Raw genomic sequence first — 15,216 nt, forward strand, 5'->3', positions numbered from 1 at the left:
CCGAGGCCGCGCGATGTCCTGGCAGGGCCTGCCACCGCTGTTCGAACGCCTCGCCGAAGGTGGCGAGGCCGCCGACACGTTCGACCTCGAAGCGCTCGCCGCCTCGGTGTCACGGGAACTGTCGCGCCTGCTCAACAGCCGCGGGCCAGTGCTGGGCGGCATTGGCATCCTCGAATACGGCATCCTCGACTGGACCACCCTGCAAGCCCGGCGGGACGCCGACCGGCGCCTGCTGGCGCGGGAGATCCGCCGCGCAGTACAGCGCTTCGAGCCCCGCCTGAACCTTGCCGAAGTCGTCGTCGACGCCGACCCGGAGCAACCCCAGCGCCTGCGCGTACGCCTGCTCGGCAGCCTGCGCCAGGACCCGCAACGCACCCCGCTCCTGCTCGAACTGACCCCCACCGGCGGAACCCTGGAAGTACGCCATGAGCGACTCGATTGATGCAGAACTGCTGGACTACTACCAGCGCGAACTGACCTGGCTGCGCCATGCCGGAGCCGGCTTCGCCGCACGCTACCCGAAGGTGGCGCGACGCCTGGAACTGGGCGCCGGCGAATGCGCCGACCCGCACGTCGAGCGTCTGCTCGAAGGCTTCGCCCTGCTCGCCGCCCGCTTGCAGCGGCGCCTGGACGACGACTACGCGCAGTTCAGCGACGCCCTGCTGGAGCAGCTCTACCCCCTGGCCCTGCGCCCGCTGCCATCCTGCACCATCGTGCAGTTCGAACCGGATCCGACCAAGGGCAATCTCGGCGCCGGCTATCGCCTGCCGCGCGGCACGCCGCTGTTCGTCAGCGTGCAGGGCCAGGAGCGCATCGACCTGCCCGAGGAACTGCATGGCCAGACCCTGCACTGGCGCACCACCGACGAAGTCACCCTGTGGCCATTGCGCATTGCCGAGGCGGTGCTGCTCAGCGCCGAGGAAGCCCAGGCGCTGACCGGCGAGCCCGCCGCCCGCGCGGCCCTGCGCCTGGACCTGCGCTGCCTCGATGCGGATGGTTGGGAGGCGCTGGAGATCGACAGCCTGCGCCTGCACCTGTGCGCCGGCGCGGTGACCAACGCCAGTCTTCTCGACCTGATCGGCGCCCACTCCAGCGCGCTGCTGGCAGGTCCCGAAGGCGCCACCCCGCAACGCCTGCGCAGCCTGCCCCGGCTGGTCGGCTTCGGCCCCGAACAGGCGCTGCTCCCGGAGGACGACCTGGTTCATCCCGGCCTGCGCCTGCTCGCCGAATACTTCGCCTTCCCCGACAAGTTCGCTTTCGTCGACGTCCCCCTGAACGACCTGCGTGCCAGCGGCGAACAGCTCTATCTCTACATCGTCTTCGACCGCGCCGCCCCCGGCCGCCTGCCGTTGCAGGCCAGCGACCTGGCGCTCGGCTGCGTGCCGGCGGTCAACCTGTTCCCGCGCACATCAGAACCGCTGCGGCCGGACGGCACCCAGAGCGAGTACCGCCTGGTGGCCGACGCCCACCGCGAGAACAGCGTGGAGATCCACAGCCTGCGCTCGCTGCGCGCCAGCTCGCCACGCGGAGTGGCCGAAGTGCCGGCCTACCACGGCGGGCAGCACCTGCCCGGCGAGCAGGGCCTGTACTGGCACGCGCGGCGGGTGGAGGGCATGACGCCCAACCGGATCGGCAGCGACCTGCTGCTGAGCCTGGTGGACACCCGCATGCAGCCCTTGCAGGACGCCCCCGAATACAGCCTGACCGCCGAACTGCTGTGCACCAATCGCGGCCTCGCCGAGCGCCTGCCGGCGGGTACCACGCTGGGCTTCGAACGCCCCGGACCGGTAGCCCGCGCCAGCCTTCTGCGGGCACCGAGCCGACAGTTGCAGCCGCGCCTGGACGGGCCGTCGCGTTGGCAACTGGTGTCACAACTGACCCTCAACCACCTGTCCCTGGTGGAGGGCCCGCAAGCCCTGGAAGCGCTGAAGGAAATCCTCGGCCTGCACAACTTCACCGCCGACAACGGCGCCTATCGCCAGGTGGAGGGCTTGCAGGCGCTGAATTGCGCGCGGGTGGTCGACCGTGTCGGCGAAGACGCCTGGCGCGGCTGGCGCAACGGCCTGGAAGTTCGCCTGCACCTCGATCGGCAGGCGTTCGTCGGCGCCAGTGCGGTGCTCTTCAGCGCCGTGCTCGCGCAGTTCTTCTCGCTCTACGCCAACCCCAATCGCTTCGTGCGTACGGTGCTGGTGCAATCCGACCAGGAGATACGCCGATGGCAACCCCAGGCCGGCCAGCCTCTCGCCCTCTGAGCCAGCGCTTGCGCGACGAGCCGCAGACCTTCGAATGGTTGCAGGCTCTGCTCCTGCTCGAACGCGAACAGCCCCGCGCCACGCCCCTCGGCCAGGGCAGCCTGCCGGCCGCCGAGGCGTTGCGGCTGCGCGGGCCGCTGACGCCGGTGTTCGAGCCAAGCCAGATCAGCGCGCTGGAAGAGGTGGATGGCCGCCCGCAACTGACCTCGCCAATCTTCGGCCTCGGCGGTGCCGACGGCGCGCTGCCCTATGCCTACCAGGAGTGGCTGCAACAGCGGGCGCGGTTGAAGGACCACGCCCCCGGCGAATTCCTCGACCTGTTCCAGCACCGCCTGCTCAGCCTGCTCTACCGGGTACTGCGCAAGCACCGCCTGGCACTCGGTTTCCAGGCACCGGCAGCGGCCCCCATGCAGCGCCCGCTACGCGCACTGGTCGGCCTGCTGCCCAAGGGCCTGCAAGAGCGCGGCGCGCTACCCGACGGAGCCATTCTCGCCCGTGGCGCCCGCTTCGCCGGGGGGCGCCGCTCCCTCGCCGGGTTCGCCGCCCTGGTCCGCCAGCAGTTCGCCGTCGCCGTCCAGTGCGAAGCCTATGCCGGAGCCTGGCGCACCATACCGACGGCCAGCCGCAGCGTGCTCAAGCGCGGCGGCGCCAACCTGGGGCTGGGCCGCGATGCCATCGCCGGCACCCGCGTGTGGGACGAGCACGCCGGCTTCCGCCTGCAACTCGGCCCGCTGGACGAACAGGCGGCGCGGCGCTTCCTGCCCGACGGCGAAGCCCACCCGCAACTGGCCAGCCTCTGCGCCCTCTACTTCGGCCCCGACCTCGACTGCCACCTGCGCCTGCTGGTACGCGCCAGCGGCCCCCTGGCGCTGGGCGGCGGCAATGCCCCGCGCCTGAACTGGAACACCGGCCTGCGCCGTGACAGCGACGCACTCCAGCACATCGACCTGAGCCTGCGCCACGCGGAGATGACCTGATGGACCTCGCCAGCCTGATCGGCCGCCTCAACCCTGAATCGCGCCGCGCCCTCGAACGCGCCGCACAGCGATGCCTGCAACGAACCCATCATTACGTGGAGGTCGAACACCTGCTGCTGGAGCTGCTGGACATCGACGGCGGCGACCTGGCCCGGCTACTGCCGCGTTTCGGTCTGGAGCGCGACCAGGTGGTCGGCGAGATCAATACCGCGCTGGAGCTGTTCCGCATCGGCAGCACCCGCACCCCGGCGCTCTCCGCGCACACCATCGGCCTGCTCGAAGATGCAGTGCTGCAAGCCAGCGTGCTGGGCCTGCCGGCGATCCGTTCCGGGCTATTGCTGCTCGCCTTGCTCGACCGTGAAGAGCGCCGCGCCCTGTTGCTCAACAGCGCCTCTTCGCTGCTGCGCATCCCCCAGGACACCTTGCGGGCGAACCTGCTGGAATGGACCGAAGGCTCGCGGGAACAGCCTCCCGGCGCGCGCGCAGCCGCAGTGGCAAGCAGCGACAAGGCCGCGGCCCAGGGCGGCGTGCTCGACCAGTACACTCAGGACCTCACCGCCGAGGCCCACGCCGGACGCATCGACCCGATAGTCGGGCGCGACGGTGAGATCCGCCAGTGCATCGACATCCTCCTGCGCCGACGGCAGAACAACCCGATCCTGGTTGGCGCTCCCGGCGTCGGCAAGACCGCCGTGGTCGAGGGCCTGGCCCTGCGCATCGCCGCTGGCGAAGTGCCCCCGCCGCTGCAGAACGTCGACCTGCGCGTGCTCGACCTCGGCCTGTTGCAGGCCGGCGCCGGGGTAAAGGGGGAATTCGAGCAGCGCCTGAAGGGCGTGATCGATGCCGTGCGCAGCAGCGAGCGCCCGATAATCCTGTTCATCGACGAGGCCCACACGCTGATCGGCGCGGGTGGCGCGGAAGGCGGCAGCGACGCCGCCAACCTGCTCAAGCCGGCGCTGGCCCGGGGCGAACTGCGCACCCTCGCGGCCACCACCTGGCTCGAATACAAGAAGTACTTCGAGAAGGACCCGGCGCTGGCGCGGCGTTTCCAACTGGTGCAGGTGGAAGAACCCGACGAAGCCACCGCCGTGAAAATGCTCCGTGGCGTGGCCGCCAAGCTGGAACAGCACCACGGCGTGCAGGTGCTGGACGTGGCCATCCAGGATGCGGTGAAACTTTCCCATCGCTACATCTCCGGCCGCCAGTTGCCGGACAAGGCGATCAGCGTGCTGGATACCGCCTGCGCCCGCGTTGCCCTGGCCCAGCACGATGTGCCGCCGGCCCTGGAGAACCTGCGGCACCGCGAGCTGGCGGTGGAGGAAGAGTTGCAGCGCCTGCGCCGCGAGCAGGCCACGGGGCTCGAACACAGCGTTCGCATCACCGTGCTGGAGCAGGAGTCGGCCAGCAATGTCATCGCCATTCGCGCCCTGGAAAAACGCTGGGGCGAGGAGCGCGAAGCGGTGCGCGAACTGCTGCAAGTGCGCCGCGAGCTGCTGACCCTGAGCGAGAGCGCCGACGCGGCCAAGCCCGACAAGGAACTGGACGGCCGCATCGACCATCTGGCCGCCGAACTCACCCGCCTGGAAACCGGCCTTGAAGCCATCCGCGAGGACGATCCGCTAGTACCGGTGCAGGTCGACTCGAAGACCGTGGCTGCCGTGATCGCTGGTTGGACCGGCATCCCGGTGGGCAAAATGCTCGCCGACGAAGCCCATGCCATCCGCACCCTGGCGCAGCGCATGGGCCTGCGGGTAATGGGCCAGGAAGTCGCGCTGGGCACCATCGCCCAGCGCATCCAGGCGTACCGCGCCGGGCTCACCGACCCAGCCAAGCCGGTCGGCGTCTTCCTGCTGCTGGGCCCGACCGGCGTGGGCAAGACCGAAACCGCCTACGCCCTGGCCGACGCCCTCTACGGCGGCGAGCGCAACCTCATCAGCATCAACCTCTCCGAATACCAGGAGGCCCACACCGTCAGCCAGCTCAAGGGCGCCCCGCCCGGCTACGTCGGCTACGGCAGCGGCGGCGTGCTCACCGAAGCCGTACGCCGCCGGCCCTACTCGGTGGTGCTGCTGGACGAGATCGAAAAAGCTCATCCCGACGTACTGGAAGCCTTCTACAACGTCTTCGACAAGGGCGTGATGGAGGACGGCACCGGCCTGGTTGTGGACTTCAAGAACACCGTGATCCTCGCCACCAGCAACGTCGGCGCCGAGCTGCTGCTGGACACACCAGGCGAGCAGATCGCCACGCCGGCCTTCGACGAACGCCTGCGCAAGGTGCTGCAACAGGCCTTCCGCGCAGCCTTCCTGGCGCGCATGACCGTCGTGCCCTATCGGCCGCTGGAAGAAGCGACGCTGGAAGGCATCGTCATCACCAAGCTGGAAAAACTCCGCGAACGCTACAAGGTGGCGACGGGCAAGCAGTTCGATTTCGACCCGGCCATCGTCAAGGCGGTGCTCGCCAAATGCAGTTCGGCGGGGGCGCGGGATATCGAGAATGTGCTGATGGCGGAAGTGACCGGAAAACTGGCGGAGTGGGCGCTGGATTGAGCCGGCGGCGCAGCCGTTCATTTCACACGAGCATCGAGGGGTACGAACAATGAACAAGCACGCCCTGAACCTGTTCCTCAACGAATGCACGGCGCTCTCGCTGAAGGACGCCGACGAAACCCAGGGAGGACTCGCGAGCGCGTTGCAGAAGCGCCACAAGATACGCGAGACCGACATCACCAACGTGTTCGACAAGGCAAGCGCCGAAGACGAAGGGGATTTCGCCCGTATCTACCTGGCTACCCTCCTGGTGCTGCTCTGCGGCGCGGCCTATGACTCGCTCCATCCGCTGGTGTTTGCCAAGAAGAAACATCTGGGCAAGGCGCGGGTCGCGCCCCATTGGGATCCCACCAGGAAATACGACCTGGAAAGCATCTTCGCCCATGAGCCGATGAATCTCTTTCCCGGCTGGTCCAGCACCAATCTGCGCAATAACAAGAGCATGCTCGACAGCCACTGGCTCACGGTCAACAACAACACGGTTTCCACCGACCTGTACGGCCAGTTGCAATCGGGCGGTGTCAGCAGCGGCGACAACTACCAGATCGCCCGGCAACTGTCGCCCGACGACGCGCAGGCACTGGCGCAACGGGAAAAGGGCGGCAACCTCAGTGGCAAGAGCCGGCGCATGAGCGAGTACAGCAGCAGCATCGACATCCAGGTCGGCACCTGGCAGAAGCGGGTGAACAATCTCTCCGGCCCCCACACGATCCAGTACGACCAGCAGCGGGCGCTGAAGAAGTTCAGGAACCTCCAGCTCGAACTCCAGCAGACCACCCAGGCCGGGCAGAACCACTACACCGAGTTGCTCAACGCCCTGACGCAACGGGGCTTCGCACCCGGAGACGCAGCCTTCGACAACATCACCAACGCGAAGAACTACTGGGTGCAACACCGGAACCAGATCAACAAGGAAGTCGACAAGTTCATCGTCGAGATCGGCGGCAAGGCACTCGCCAACGAGCCGAATATCATGTCGCTTACCCACGCGACCAAGAAGTTCTGACCCCAGGCAATCACGGCAGCAGGCGCATGCCCGCCGCAGCTACCGCACCGCCGCAACCATTGAGGCCGTTCGATGCCCCGATCCACCGACAGCAACACCAGCCTGTCACTCACCGCCAGCTCGCTGTCGACGCTCTACCCCGCGTCGCTGGCCGGCGAAGAGGCGCTGAATGCGCTGGGCGCCTACAGCCTCGACGGACTCAATGACGACGCCACGCCGGTGCTGACCGACGCCATCGCCAGCCACGTCACGGCGGTCCTGCACCACGACGCCCAGTCCCGCGCAATCGATGCCCAGGCCGCCGAGATCTACCAGCTCCCCGCCGACGCCAGCGCCGAACGCTTCCGGCTGGTGCTGCGCCCCTGGATCTGGTGGCTGACGCTCGCCAGCAACAACCGGGTGTTCCAGAACCTCGCCACCAGCGACATCGTTACCAGTATCTTCAAGGGCCACGGCTTCACCGACTTCAAGCTGTCGCTCAGCGGCAGCTACACACCGCGCGAGTATTGCGTGCAGTACGGCGAGACCGATTTCGCCTTCGTCTCGCGCCTGCTGGAAGAGGACGGCATCTTCTGGTTCTTCACCCACGAAGAGGGCAAGCACACTCTGGTGCTGGCCGACAGCAACGACGCGTTTCCTCCGATTCCCAACGGGCCCCAGGTGCCCTACCTGGGGCAGGCGCTGGGCGTGCGCGAGCTGCATGGCATTCGCTCGGCGCAGTACTGCCTGCAGGCAGTGGCCGGGACCTACAGCGCCACCGACTACCAGTTCACCACGCCCTCCACCTCGCTCTACTCCCGGGCCCAGGCGCAAACCGGGCCGCGCGCGCAGTACGAGCATCCCGGCGGCTACACCGCCAAGGCCCGTGGCGATGCGCTGACCAAGCAACGCGTGGATGGTCTGCGCAGCCAGGAGAAACGCCTGGTCGGCGAAAGCGATTGCCGTTGGCTGGTGCCGGGGCACTGGTTCACCCTGACCGGCCACGACGACGCCTCGCTGAACATCGACTGGGTGCTGACCCGGGTGACCCACGAGGCCGATCACGAGCAGTACCGCAACCGTTTCGAGGCGATCCCCAAGGCCACCGCCTACCGCCCTCCGCGCACCACTCCCAAGCCGTCCATGCACACGCAGACGGCCAAGGTCGTGGGCAAGGCCGGCGAGGAAATCTGGACCGACCAGTACGGGCGCATCAAGATCCAGTTCCCCTGGGACCTCCAGGGCAAGAACGATGAAACCTCGTCATGCTGGGTGCGCGTGGTGCTGCCCTGGAGTGGCAAGGGCTTCGGCATGCAGTTCATCCCGCGCATCGGCCAGGAGGTGATCGTCACCTTCATCGACGGCGACCCGGACCGCCCGCTGGTCACCGGCTGCGTCTACAACGGCGACAACGCCCTGCCCTACGCACTGCCGGCCAACCAGACGCAATCGGGCATCAAGACCAACTCGTCCAAGGGTGGCGGCGGCTTCAACGAGCTGCGCTTCGAAGACAAGAAGGATGCCGAGGAAGTCTTCCTGCAGGCGCAGAAGGACATGAAGGTCAACGTGCTCAACGACAGCACCGCCACCATCGGCCACGACGAGACGCTCACGGTGCAGAACGCCCGCACCCGCACGGTGAAGGACGGCGACGAGACCGTCACCCTGGAAAAGGGCAAGCGCAGCGTGACCATCCAGACCGGCAGCGACAGCCTGGACGTGAAGGACAGCCGCACGGTGAAGGTCGGTGCCGACCAGACCCACAGCACCGGCGGCAACTACAGCCACAAGGTCAGCGGCAACTTCGAACTGGTCGTGGACGGCAACCTCACCATCAAGGTCAGCGGTACGCTCACGCTGCAGAGCGGTGGCAGCCTGAGCCTGAAGACCGACGCCGACCTCGCCGCCCAGGCCGGTACGTCCGTCACCTGCAAGGCCGGCACCACGCTGACCAACCAGGCGGGCACCTCGCTCACCAACAAGGCCGGCACCAACCTGACCAACGATGCCGGCGTCAGCCTCACCAACAAGGCCAGCGCCACGCAGACGGTGGATGGCGGCGGCATGCTGACCCTCAAGGGCGGCCTGGTGAAGATCAACTGAGGACAGCGACATGGCCAAGAGCGGAACCCTCGACCTCACCCGCGGCGACAGCACCCTGCAGGGCCGCCTGCACGACGGTGCCCTGGAAGGCCCGTTGCGCATCGCCGAGCGCGGCACCCCCCAGGCCAGCCTGGGCTACCAGGGCGGCGAACTGCACGGAACCAGCGTCCTCTACCACCCCAACGGCAAAGTCAGCGCGCGGCTGCCCTACGTGCGCGGGCAGTTGCACGGCGAAGCGAGCTTTCACTCCGCCGAAGGCGGCTTGCAGCGCAAGGTCAACTACCGCGACGGGCGCATGCACGGTGAAGTCAGCAACTACTTCCCCGACGGCAGCCTGGCCGAGCAGAGCTTCTACCGCGACGGCGTGCAGGACGGCCCGCTGCGCCGCTTCCACGGCAACGGCCAGTTGGCGCAGGAAGCCCGCTACGTCAGGGGCACGCCCCTGGAGCAACCCCGCGCCTACGCCGAGAACGGGCGCCCGCTGGATGAGAACGGCAAGCCGATGTCGTGGTTGCGCTGGTGGCTGAGCGAACGCGCCGCGCCTGGCGATGTTTGAGTGACAGTTGAACTGAAGGGAATCCAGGTGAGCGTATGAGAATCAAGTATCTGTTTCAGAAGCCTGCGCAGATCGAAGACCCGTTCAATGCACACCTGGCCGATGCCCTGGAGGCGTTCTTCGTCACCACGAAACAGGCGCGACGCGATCGTAGTTCGGAGCTGGTGCAGAACTTCATCAAGCAGTCGCAATCGCCGGACGTTTATGCACGTCTCCACGCTTACGAGCGGGGATACCTGAGCTCGGGATTCTCGACTATTGACCAGATAAAGACCGATATGAAAGTCGCGCTGACAAGGTCCGCCGGCGAGTACAAGAAGTCCGAGTCGAGTAGTTCATTCGCCGAAGCCCTGCAGAAGGGTGAAATCTATCGCACCAAGCTGAACACCCAACTGAAGTATGAGGAAAACGGCGCCAAGAACCTCCTCACCATCCGGATGGGAGAGGCCGAGATAGGTCGCATCCTCTTCCAGGACCAGCGCTTCGCCAAACTCGACCCACAGCCTGCGAACATCAAGAATGAAGTCTGGATCCGGCATAACGACCCGACCTGCCACTACATCCGCTACGAGATTGGCAAGAACCAGCGCTTCGTCAGGCGATTCGCCACTCGCGGCCTGAACCAGAGCGATGTGCGAAACATCGCCAAGAAGAAAGACCTGCAGGCGGTCGAGCAGTCGAACACTCCCAGGGACTACGAGCTCAAGACCATCAAAGACAAAAAGATCGCCCTTGGGCAGACCAGCGAATACAAAAACAATAAAACCGACCTCAGCTTCGGCAACATGATCCTCAGCCATACGCGAGGATGGTCGAAAAGATTCATTTCCACCTCCGTCACTCGCCGCCCGGTGTTCTCTACCCGCGGCACGCAATTCCGCAGCCTGTTCGGCCAGGTGATCATCGACCTGGCCAAGGTCGACGCAAGCCAGATATTCGACATCCACACACCCGACGCCATGTTCTATTTCAGCGTCAGCTCGCAGGACCTCATCCAGGTCAGAAAAACACGAGCGAGCCCCGACCAGACGCTTTCCGGAGAACAACTGCTGGCCGCACTGGATGCCGTCCGCACCCGGGAAGTCCTGATCAAGTCCACCATCCCCAAGGAAGCGGTACTCACTGATGGAGGGATGGAATGTATCCTCGGGGTGTACAACAGCAAGCAGCCAGATGCCCAGAAGTTCCATCAGGAGGCGGAAAGGATATTCCTCGCAAGTGGCATAGCCATCGCGAAAGAGGACACGGAAACTCCGTCCTATCGAGATCCGAGCGGCTGGTTCAAGTACTACAGATTCGCTTCCGCCGCGAAACTCAGCGAGGCCAGCGACCTGTTGCTCAAGCAGAGGCCGGCTATCAACTTCCAGTACGAGAAGTTGAAATGCTATGACTTTCCCAAAAACCTGCCCAAGGGCTTCCCCCCGGAAAAAACGTGATCCTGCCGTGACCGATCGGCATCAGGGAATCAGTTCCTGCACCTGGCCCGGTACCAGCACCTTGATCACCCCGCCCCAACTGCACATGAGCACACCGTTGGCATTCAGGGCGGGCATGCCGCCGAGCAGCACGCTGGGCGGGCCACCGGGAACCCAGGGCGCAGCGGTGGCCGGTATGCAGGGCATCGGTGTCAGCACCCCGAGCGCAGCGGCGGTGGCCGCTGCCACCGCAGGGTTCGCCGGGCTGCTGCACATACCGAAGGGAAGTATGTTCACCAGTGGGATGTGATCCTGCAGGTTGGCGGCCGGCATGCCCGAGGTCAGCGTCCTGTTGACCGGCAGAACGTTGAGCATCGACGGCGCCATGCCGAAACTGCATTGCAGCGTGGCGCCGCTGCATACGTGAGGACATCCCATTGCATTGGTGCTCCTGAAGCCATTGCGACCGCGGAGCGTACGAGTGCTCATTGGGCCGCCTGTTCACCGTCGCAACCGCGTACCGACTGGCTGCATGGATTTCTCTGGACATTAGCGGAGGGCGAGTCAGCAATCATTGTCCTGGATGGAGGCTTTCATCCCTGCCCTGGCTTCGACGGCGTTGTCATATAGGCAATAGCACCGATCACTCCGCCGATAAGCAAGGTCGTGAGCATTCCCGGCCGACCTCCTCTGGGAATTTTTATCGGATTATGCACTTTCGGAGAGAAAACCATTCCCTGGCGTCCTCTGACGACCGGTTTCTGGCGCGTCGTATAATTCGCACTATCGTTGACAGCATGTTTATGGACGGTATCACTGAACTGCTTATAAAGCTTGTCATCGAACCTGGAATCGAAAAGTTGCTTATTGGCCAACGCAATGCGAATCGCCTCGCTGGCAACACAGATACTTTTAAGCGCAGAATCCGATGGAAATGACAGCCCGCTATGCAACTCGCCAAACGGCCGTCTCGAAAAACCCTGCCCACTGGATAATTCCTTTAAGACCCCCGGATTCGTGACCGAAGAGCTGGCATCGAACGCATCCAGAATGGACTCATGGTAATCGGAAGTGGAAACCGGCAAGCCAAGCCGCCTTTTCAAATCCAGGTAGTTGAATGTGGAAACCGGGCTCTGCGTACTGCCTCCTACATCCCCGTGCACGCCAATCGAATAGTCCGGATCAAGGGTCGTGGCGAACTCGTCCTCCACCGTCAGGTTCAGTGCATCGAAGAAAGGTCTGGACTCATGGACCGACCGCTGGTTGTAGCAGTAACTGACGATCTTCGGGATTTCCAGCGTATTACCCGCCACCAGCTTCGGCCCTGGCACCGGGTCCAGCAGAAACATTTTTATACGGATATTGTCCCCTGGAACGACCACACCGAGTTCTGCCAGTTTTCTTGCCACAAGAACCGCCGTTACCGCCCCTCGACTGAACCCGACCATGACAACTTCGGTAACGCCCAGCTTCTGGAGATCCTTGAACTTTTCAACTCCCTCATCGACATTCTCATAAACACCATCCCCGAAAAAATTTCCGGCAAGAGTGTCCCTGATAATATCGAAGTGAAAGGGAATCTCGTGAGCGGGGGGATATAGCTCACCCCGCGCCAGATCGAAGTCCGTTTTTTTTGCCTTCCTGATCACGGTGTCCGATGTTCCCGGCCCGGCTATGGTCTCGACCGGTAATCCAGCAGCTTCGAGTTCCCTTGCCAACCTTACCGTGTGTTCATTTCCACTGGCCGCATTTTGCCCGGTCCCATCAAATATCAGATATGCAGTTTCCATTACTTCTCCATTTATCAGAACGCCACGGCAACTACGCTATCCAGCATTTACCGTGGTGCTTCCATTCAGATCATCATGGACATATGAAAGAGCCACACAAGTTTTAGCCGCTGTTCCGCGCTGGCGCTAGTTACAGAGCGCCCCCGCCCCAGGGGCAGGGGGCGGGCTTCAAATCTGCCGGACGATATCGACGGAAATCTCGATTGCCGTGATCGCTCCCCGGTTTTCCAGCCAGTGCGTGGTGTTGCGGTCCTCCGGCCAGCCCACGCCGGGGCCGTAGTCGGTGGCGATGCCGTTGCGATGGTCGGTGATGGTGCCTTGCAGGATGAACACGGTACCGGGCCTGTCCTTGTGATCGTGGACCGGCCCGAACACGCCGCCGGGAGCGATGGTCACCTTGCGCATCCGCAGGTGGCGGCCTGCCATGCCGTCGATCTCGGGGCCGAGGTCGACCGTCGCCAGCAGTTCCACCGTTACGCCCCTCGTCTCGTGTGACGCCTGCTCGTCGCTCATGCTGCCCTCCTCGCCTGCCCGGCAGGCCCAGTGGAAGAAAGACACGCCGTGTCTCCTTCATCAGTGAAGCGCTGCTTCGCCGTCCGGTGCGGCGTTCGATGCCGCCAGCGCCCGAAAGGCGACGAAAGGCTGCGCGATGGCGCGGCTGAATACTCTTGCAGCGATTTTCCTCCCGCTTCCCGGCCAGCCACCCCGCCTCCGCCGTGTGCCGCGAGTGGCAATACGCTCGCCAGACATCAGCGCCGAATGGCCATCCGCCGACACTTGCCTATGCTCTGCAAAGCGCCATGCCTGAGGCGGCCGCGCGTGACGAGCCCACCTGACCAGATCGGACCCGAGCATTTCATGGCCCAACCTGTGAAGCCCACGTATCCCGCTTCCGCCAACGAGGCGGCAGCCCCCTCACCTTCCCTTCGGCGGCGCGCATGATCAGGGAACGCGTCGTCACCCTGCGTGGCATGCTGCTGGTCTTCGTCCTGCTGACCACCCTGGCCACCCTCTGCAACAGCCTGTTCGTCGCCTATCAGGTACAGCGCGACGCTCTGATCCACTCCGCGCGCGAAGCCAACAGCGCCTACGCGGCGAAGGTCGCGTCCAGCATCGGCGAGTTCCTCAATTCGGCGCACCGCCACCTCAGCTACAGCACGGCGATCCTGTCCCGGCACATGAACGACCCGCAGGTGATCCGCGCCGAAGCCGTGCGCCTGCAGGCACAGGATGCGTACTTCAACTCCATTGCCATCGTCGATGCCACCGGCAAGGTGCTGCAGGCATACCCCGACGCGCTGCAGATCGTCGGCACTACGCTGCGCTCGGAGGGCATCCTGCAGGCGCTGAAGGAACGTCGCCCGCTGGTCAGCCAGGCTTACGAATCGGTGGCGGGCAATCTGGTGGTGTTCATCTCGCAACCCATCGTCAGCCCCTCGGGGGAATTCCTCGGGGTGGTCGGCGGCTCGGTCTATATCGTCAAGCAGAGCATGCTGCACACCATCATCAGCAGCCACTTCCATCGCGACGGTACCTTCGCCTTCGTCGCAGACGCCAACCGGCGCCTGCTGTATCACCCCAACCAATCCCGGCTCGGCGAACTGCTGGGCCGCAGCGCCACGGTGGACGCCGCGCTGCGCGGCGAAAGCGGCGCGCAGGAGATCGTCAACTACCGGGGCATTCCGATGCTCGCCGGCTACGCGCCGGTCGCCGATGCCAACTGGGCGGTGGTGGCGCAGCAGCCTCGGGAGCTCACGCTGGTGACACTGCGCGAGCTGATGACCTCGATGCTCATCGGCATCATTCCGGCGAGCCTCGTCGGCCTGGTGCTGATCTGGGCCGGCGCTGCGCTGATCAGCCATCCCTTGCAACAACTGGCCAAGGGCGCGGACAAGCTCTCGGCCCCGGAGACCACCGCGAAACTGCGCGAGGTGAAGACCTGGTACGCCGAAGCCGCCGCCATTCGCCAGGCGTTGCTCACCGGGGTGCAATTGCTGCAGCAGAAGCTCGGCCGCCTGAGCCACGAGGCGCAAAGCGATCCGCTGACCGGGCTGGCCAACCGCCGGGCGATGGATTCGGCGCTGGAAGTGCTCACGCGGGCGAACCTGCACTACTCGGTGCTGGCGCTGGACATCGACTATTTCAAGCGCGTCAACGACACCTACGGACACGACGCGGGGGACGAGGCGCTCAAACGGGTGGCGGCGATTCTGCGGCAGTACTCGCGGGGCGAGGACCTGGCCTGCCGTTCGGGTGGCGAGGAGTTCGTACTGCTGCTGCCCGATACCCCCCTGGAGACCGCAAGGGGCATCGCCGAGCGCATCCGCGGTGCCGTGGAGGCGGCCGAGGTGCCGCGGGTCGGGCACCTGACCATATCCATCGGTGCGGCCAGCGGAGTGGGCGAGCCGGAAGCCATCCTGAAGGCCGCCGACGAGTGCCTCTACCGGGCCAAGCAATCAGGACGCAACCGGGTGGTGGCGGGCTGAACCGCCGGGAGACTGGGTCCGGTGCGCCCGACCGGCTCTGCACAGCCGGCCGGGCCACCGGTGCCAGGCGCCGCGCCTGCACGCGCAGCGCGTGGACGGACCG

General features: G+C 65.2%; 12 protein-coding genes. 9 read left to right on the plus strand and 3 right to left on the minus strand.

Translation table 11 applies throughout. The annotated features are described in order from the left end of the window. Nucleotides 1–13 precede the first annotated feature (13 nt). From tssE to OU419_RS18120, 8 genes are all read left to right on the plus strand, one after another. Nucleotides 14–442 (plus strand): type VI secretion system baseplate subunit TssE, encoded by a 429-nt coding sequence (gene tssE / locus OU419_RS18085; protein WP_254475603.1) that lies wholly within the window; start codon nucleotides 14–16, stop codon nucleotides 440–442. Then, entirely contained in the window at nucleotides 426–2,252 is a 1,827-nt protein-coding gene (gene tssF / locus OU419_RS18090; RefSeq protein WP_254475602.1) for a type VI secretion system baseplate subunit TssF, read from the plus strand. Before tssE ends, tssF begins: the two co-directional genes overlap by 17 nt. Beyond that, nucleotides 2,216–3,229, plus strand: a complete 1,014-nt coding sequence (gene tssG, locus OU419_RS18095) for a type VI secretion system baseplate subunit TssG (RefSeq protein WP_254475601.1) — start codon at nucleotides 2,216–2,218, stop codon at nucleotides 3,227–3,229. Before tssF ends, tssG begins: the two co-directional genes overlap by 37 nt. After that, nucleotides 3,229–5,778, plus strand: coding sequence for a type VI secretion system ATPase TssH (gene tssH, locus OU419_RS18100; protein ID WP_254475600.1), 2,550 nt, complete (start codon nucleotides 3,229–3,231; stop codon nucleotides 5,776–5,778). Before tssG ends, tssH begins: the two co-directional genes overlap by 1 nt. A gap of 49 nt (nucleotides 5,779–5,827) precedes the next feature. Further along, nucleotides 5,828–6,784 (plus strand): hypothetical protein, encoded by a 957-nt coding sequence (locus tag OU419_RS18105; RefSeq protein WP_254475599.1) that lies wholly within the window; start codon nucleotides 5,828–5,830, stop codon nucleotides 6,782–6,784. 72 nt (nucleotides 6,785–6,856) lie between these two features. Next, nucleotides 6,857–8,866, plus strand: coding sequence for a type VI secretion system Vgr family protein (gene tssI, locus OU419_RS18110; protein ID WP_254475598.1), 2,010 nt, complete (start codon nucleotides 6,857–6,859; stop codon nucleotides 8,864–8,866). A gap of 10 nt (nucleotides 8,867–8,876) precedes the next feature. After that, on the plus strand, nucleotides 8,877–9,422 hold the full coding sequence (locus tag OU419_RS18115; RefSeq protein ID WP_254475597.1) for a toxin-antitoxin system YwqK family antitoxin: 546 nt from the start codon (nucleotides 8,877–8,879) through the stop codon (nucleotides 9,420–9,422). Nucleotides 9,423–9,457: 35 nt separating this feature from the next. Then, nucleotides 9,458–10,858, plus strand: coding sequence for a hypothetical protein (locus OU419_RS18120; protein WP_254475596.1), 1,401 nt, complete (start codon nucleotides 9,458–9,460; stop codon nucleotides 10,856–10,858). Nucleotides 10,859–10,879: 21 nt separating this feature from the next. Here OU419_RS18120 and OU419_RS18125 read toward each other — a convergent pair whose 3' ends face one another. From OU419_RS18125 to OU419_RS18135, 3 genes are all read right to left on the minus strand, one after another. Beyond that, nucleotides 10,880–11,275 (minus strand): DUF4280 domain-containing protein, encoded by a 396-nt coding sequence (locus OU419_RS18125; protein ID WP_254475595.1) that lies wholly within the window; start codon nucleotides 11,273–11,275, stop codon nucleotides 10,880–10,882. A 155-nt stretch (nucleotides 11,276–11,430) separates the two neighbouring features. Next, nucleotides 11,431–12,627, minus strand: coding sequence for a DUF2235 domain-containing protein (locus OU419_RS18130; protein WP_254475594.1), 1,197 nt, complete (start codon nucleotides 12,625–12,627; stop codon nucleotides 11,431–11,433). 168 nt (nucleotides 12,628–12,795) lie between these two features. Next, the gene (locus OU419_RS18135) at nucleotides 12,796–13,140 is read right to left on the minus strand and encodes a cupin domain-containing protein (protein ID WP_254475758.1); all 345 of its coding nucleotides are present in this window, start codon (nucleotides 13,138–13,140) and stop codon (nucleotides 12,796–12,798) included. Nucleotides 13,141–13,565: 425 nt separating this feature from the next. On the opposite strand from OU419_RS18135, the gene OU419_RS18140 reads away from it, so the two are divergent. Further along, on the plus strand, nucleotides 13,566–15,113 hold the full coding sequence (locus OU419_RS18140) for a GGDEF domain-containing protein (RefSeq protein WP_254475593.1): 1,548 nt from the start codon (nucleotides 13,566–13,568) through the stop codon (nucleotides 15,111–15,113). Nucleotides 15,114–15,216 lie beyond the last annotated feature (103 nt).

This window comes from Pseudomonas triclosanedens (assembly GCF_026686735.1).
Lineage (GTDB): Bacteria > Pseudomonadota > Gammaproteobacteria > Pseudomonadales > Pseudomonadaceae > Pseudomonas > Pseudomonas triclosanedens.

Coding starts and splice junctions, on each gene's coding strand:
- OU419_RS18135 (WP_254475758.1), bottom strand. CDS start 13,140: ATGAGCGACGAGCAGGCGTCACACGAGACGAGGGGCGTAACGGTGGAA.
- OU419_RS18130 (WP_254475594.1), bottom strand. CDS start 12,627: ATGGAAACTGCATATCTGATATTTGATGGGACCGGGCAAAATGCGGCC.
- OU419_RS18120 (WP_254475596.1), top strand. CDS start 9,458: ATGAGAATCAAGTATCTGTTTCAGAAGCCTGCGCAGATCGAAGACCCG.
- tssH (WP_254475600.1), top strand. CDS start 3,229: ATGGACCTCGCCAGCCTGATCGGCCGCCTCAACCCTGAATCGCGCCGC.
- OU419_RS18115 (WP_254475597.1), top strand. CDS start 8,877: ATGGCCAAGAGCGGAACCCTCGACCTCACCCGCGGCGACAGCACCCTG.
- OU419_RS18140 (WP_254475593.1), top strand. CDS start 13,566: ATGATCAGGGAACGCGTCGTCACCCTGCGTGGCATGCTGCTGGTCTTC.
- tssI (WP_254475598.1), top strand. CDS start 6,857: ATGCCCCGATCCACCGACAGCAACACCAGCCTGTCACTCACCGCCAGC.
- OU419_RS18125 (WP_254475595.1), bottom strand. CDS start 11,275: ATGGGATGTCCTCACGTATGCAGCGGCGCCACGCTGCAATGCAGTTTC.
- tssE (WP_254475603.1), top strand. CDS start 14: ATGTCCTGGCAGGGCCTGCCACCGCTGTTCGAACGCCTCGCCGAAGGT.
- tssF (WP_254475602.1), top strand. CDS start 426: ATGAGCGACTCGATTGATGCAGAACTGCTGGACTACTACCAGCGCGAA.
- tssG (WP_254475601.1), top strand. CDS start 2,216: ATGGCAACCCCAGGCCGGCCAGCCTCTCGCCCTCTGAGCCAGCGCTTG.
- OU419_RS18105 (WP_254475599.1), top strand. CDS start 5,828: ATGAACAAGCACGCCCTGAACCTGTTCCTCAACGAATGCACGGCGCTC.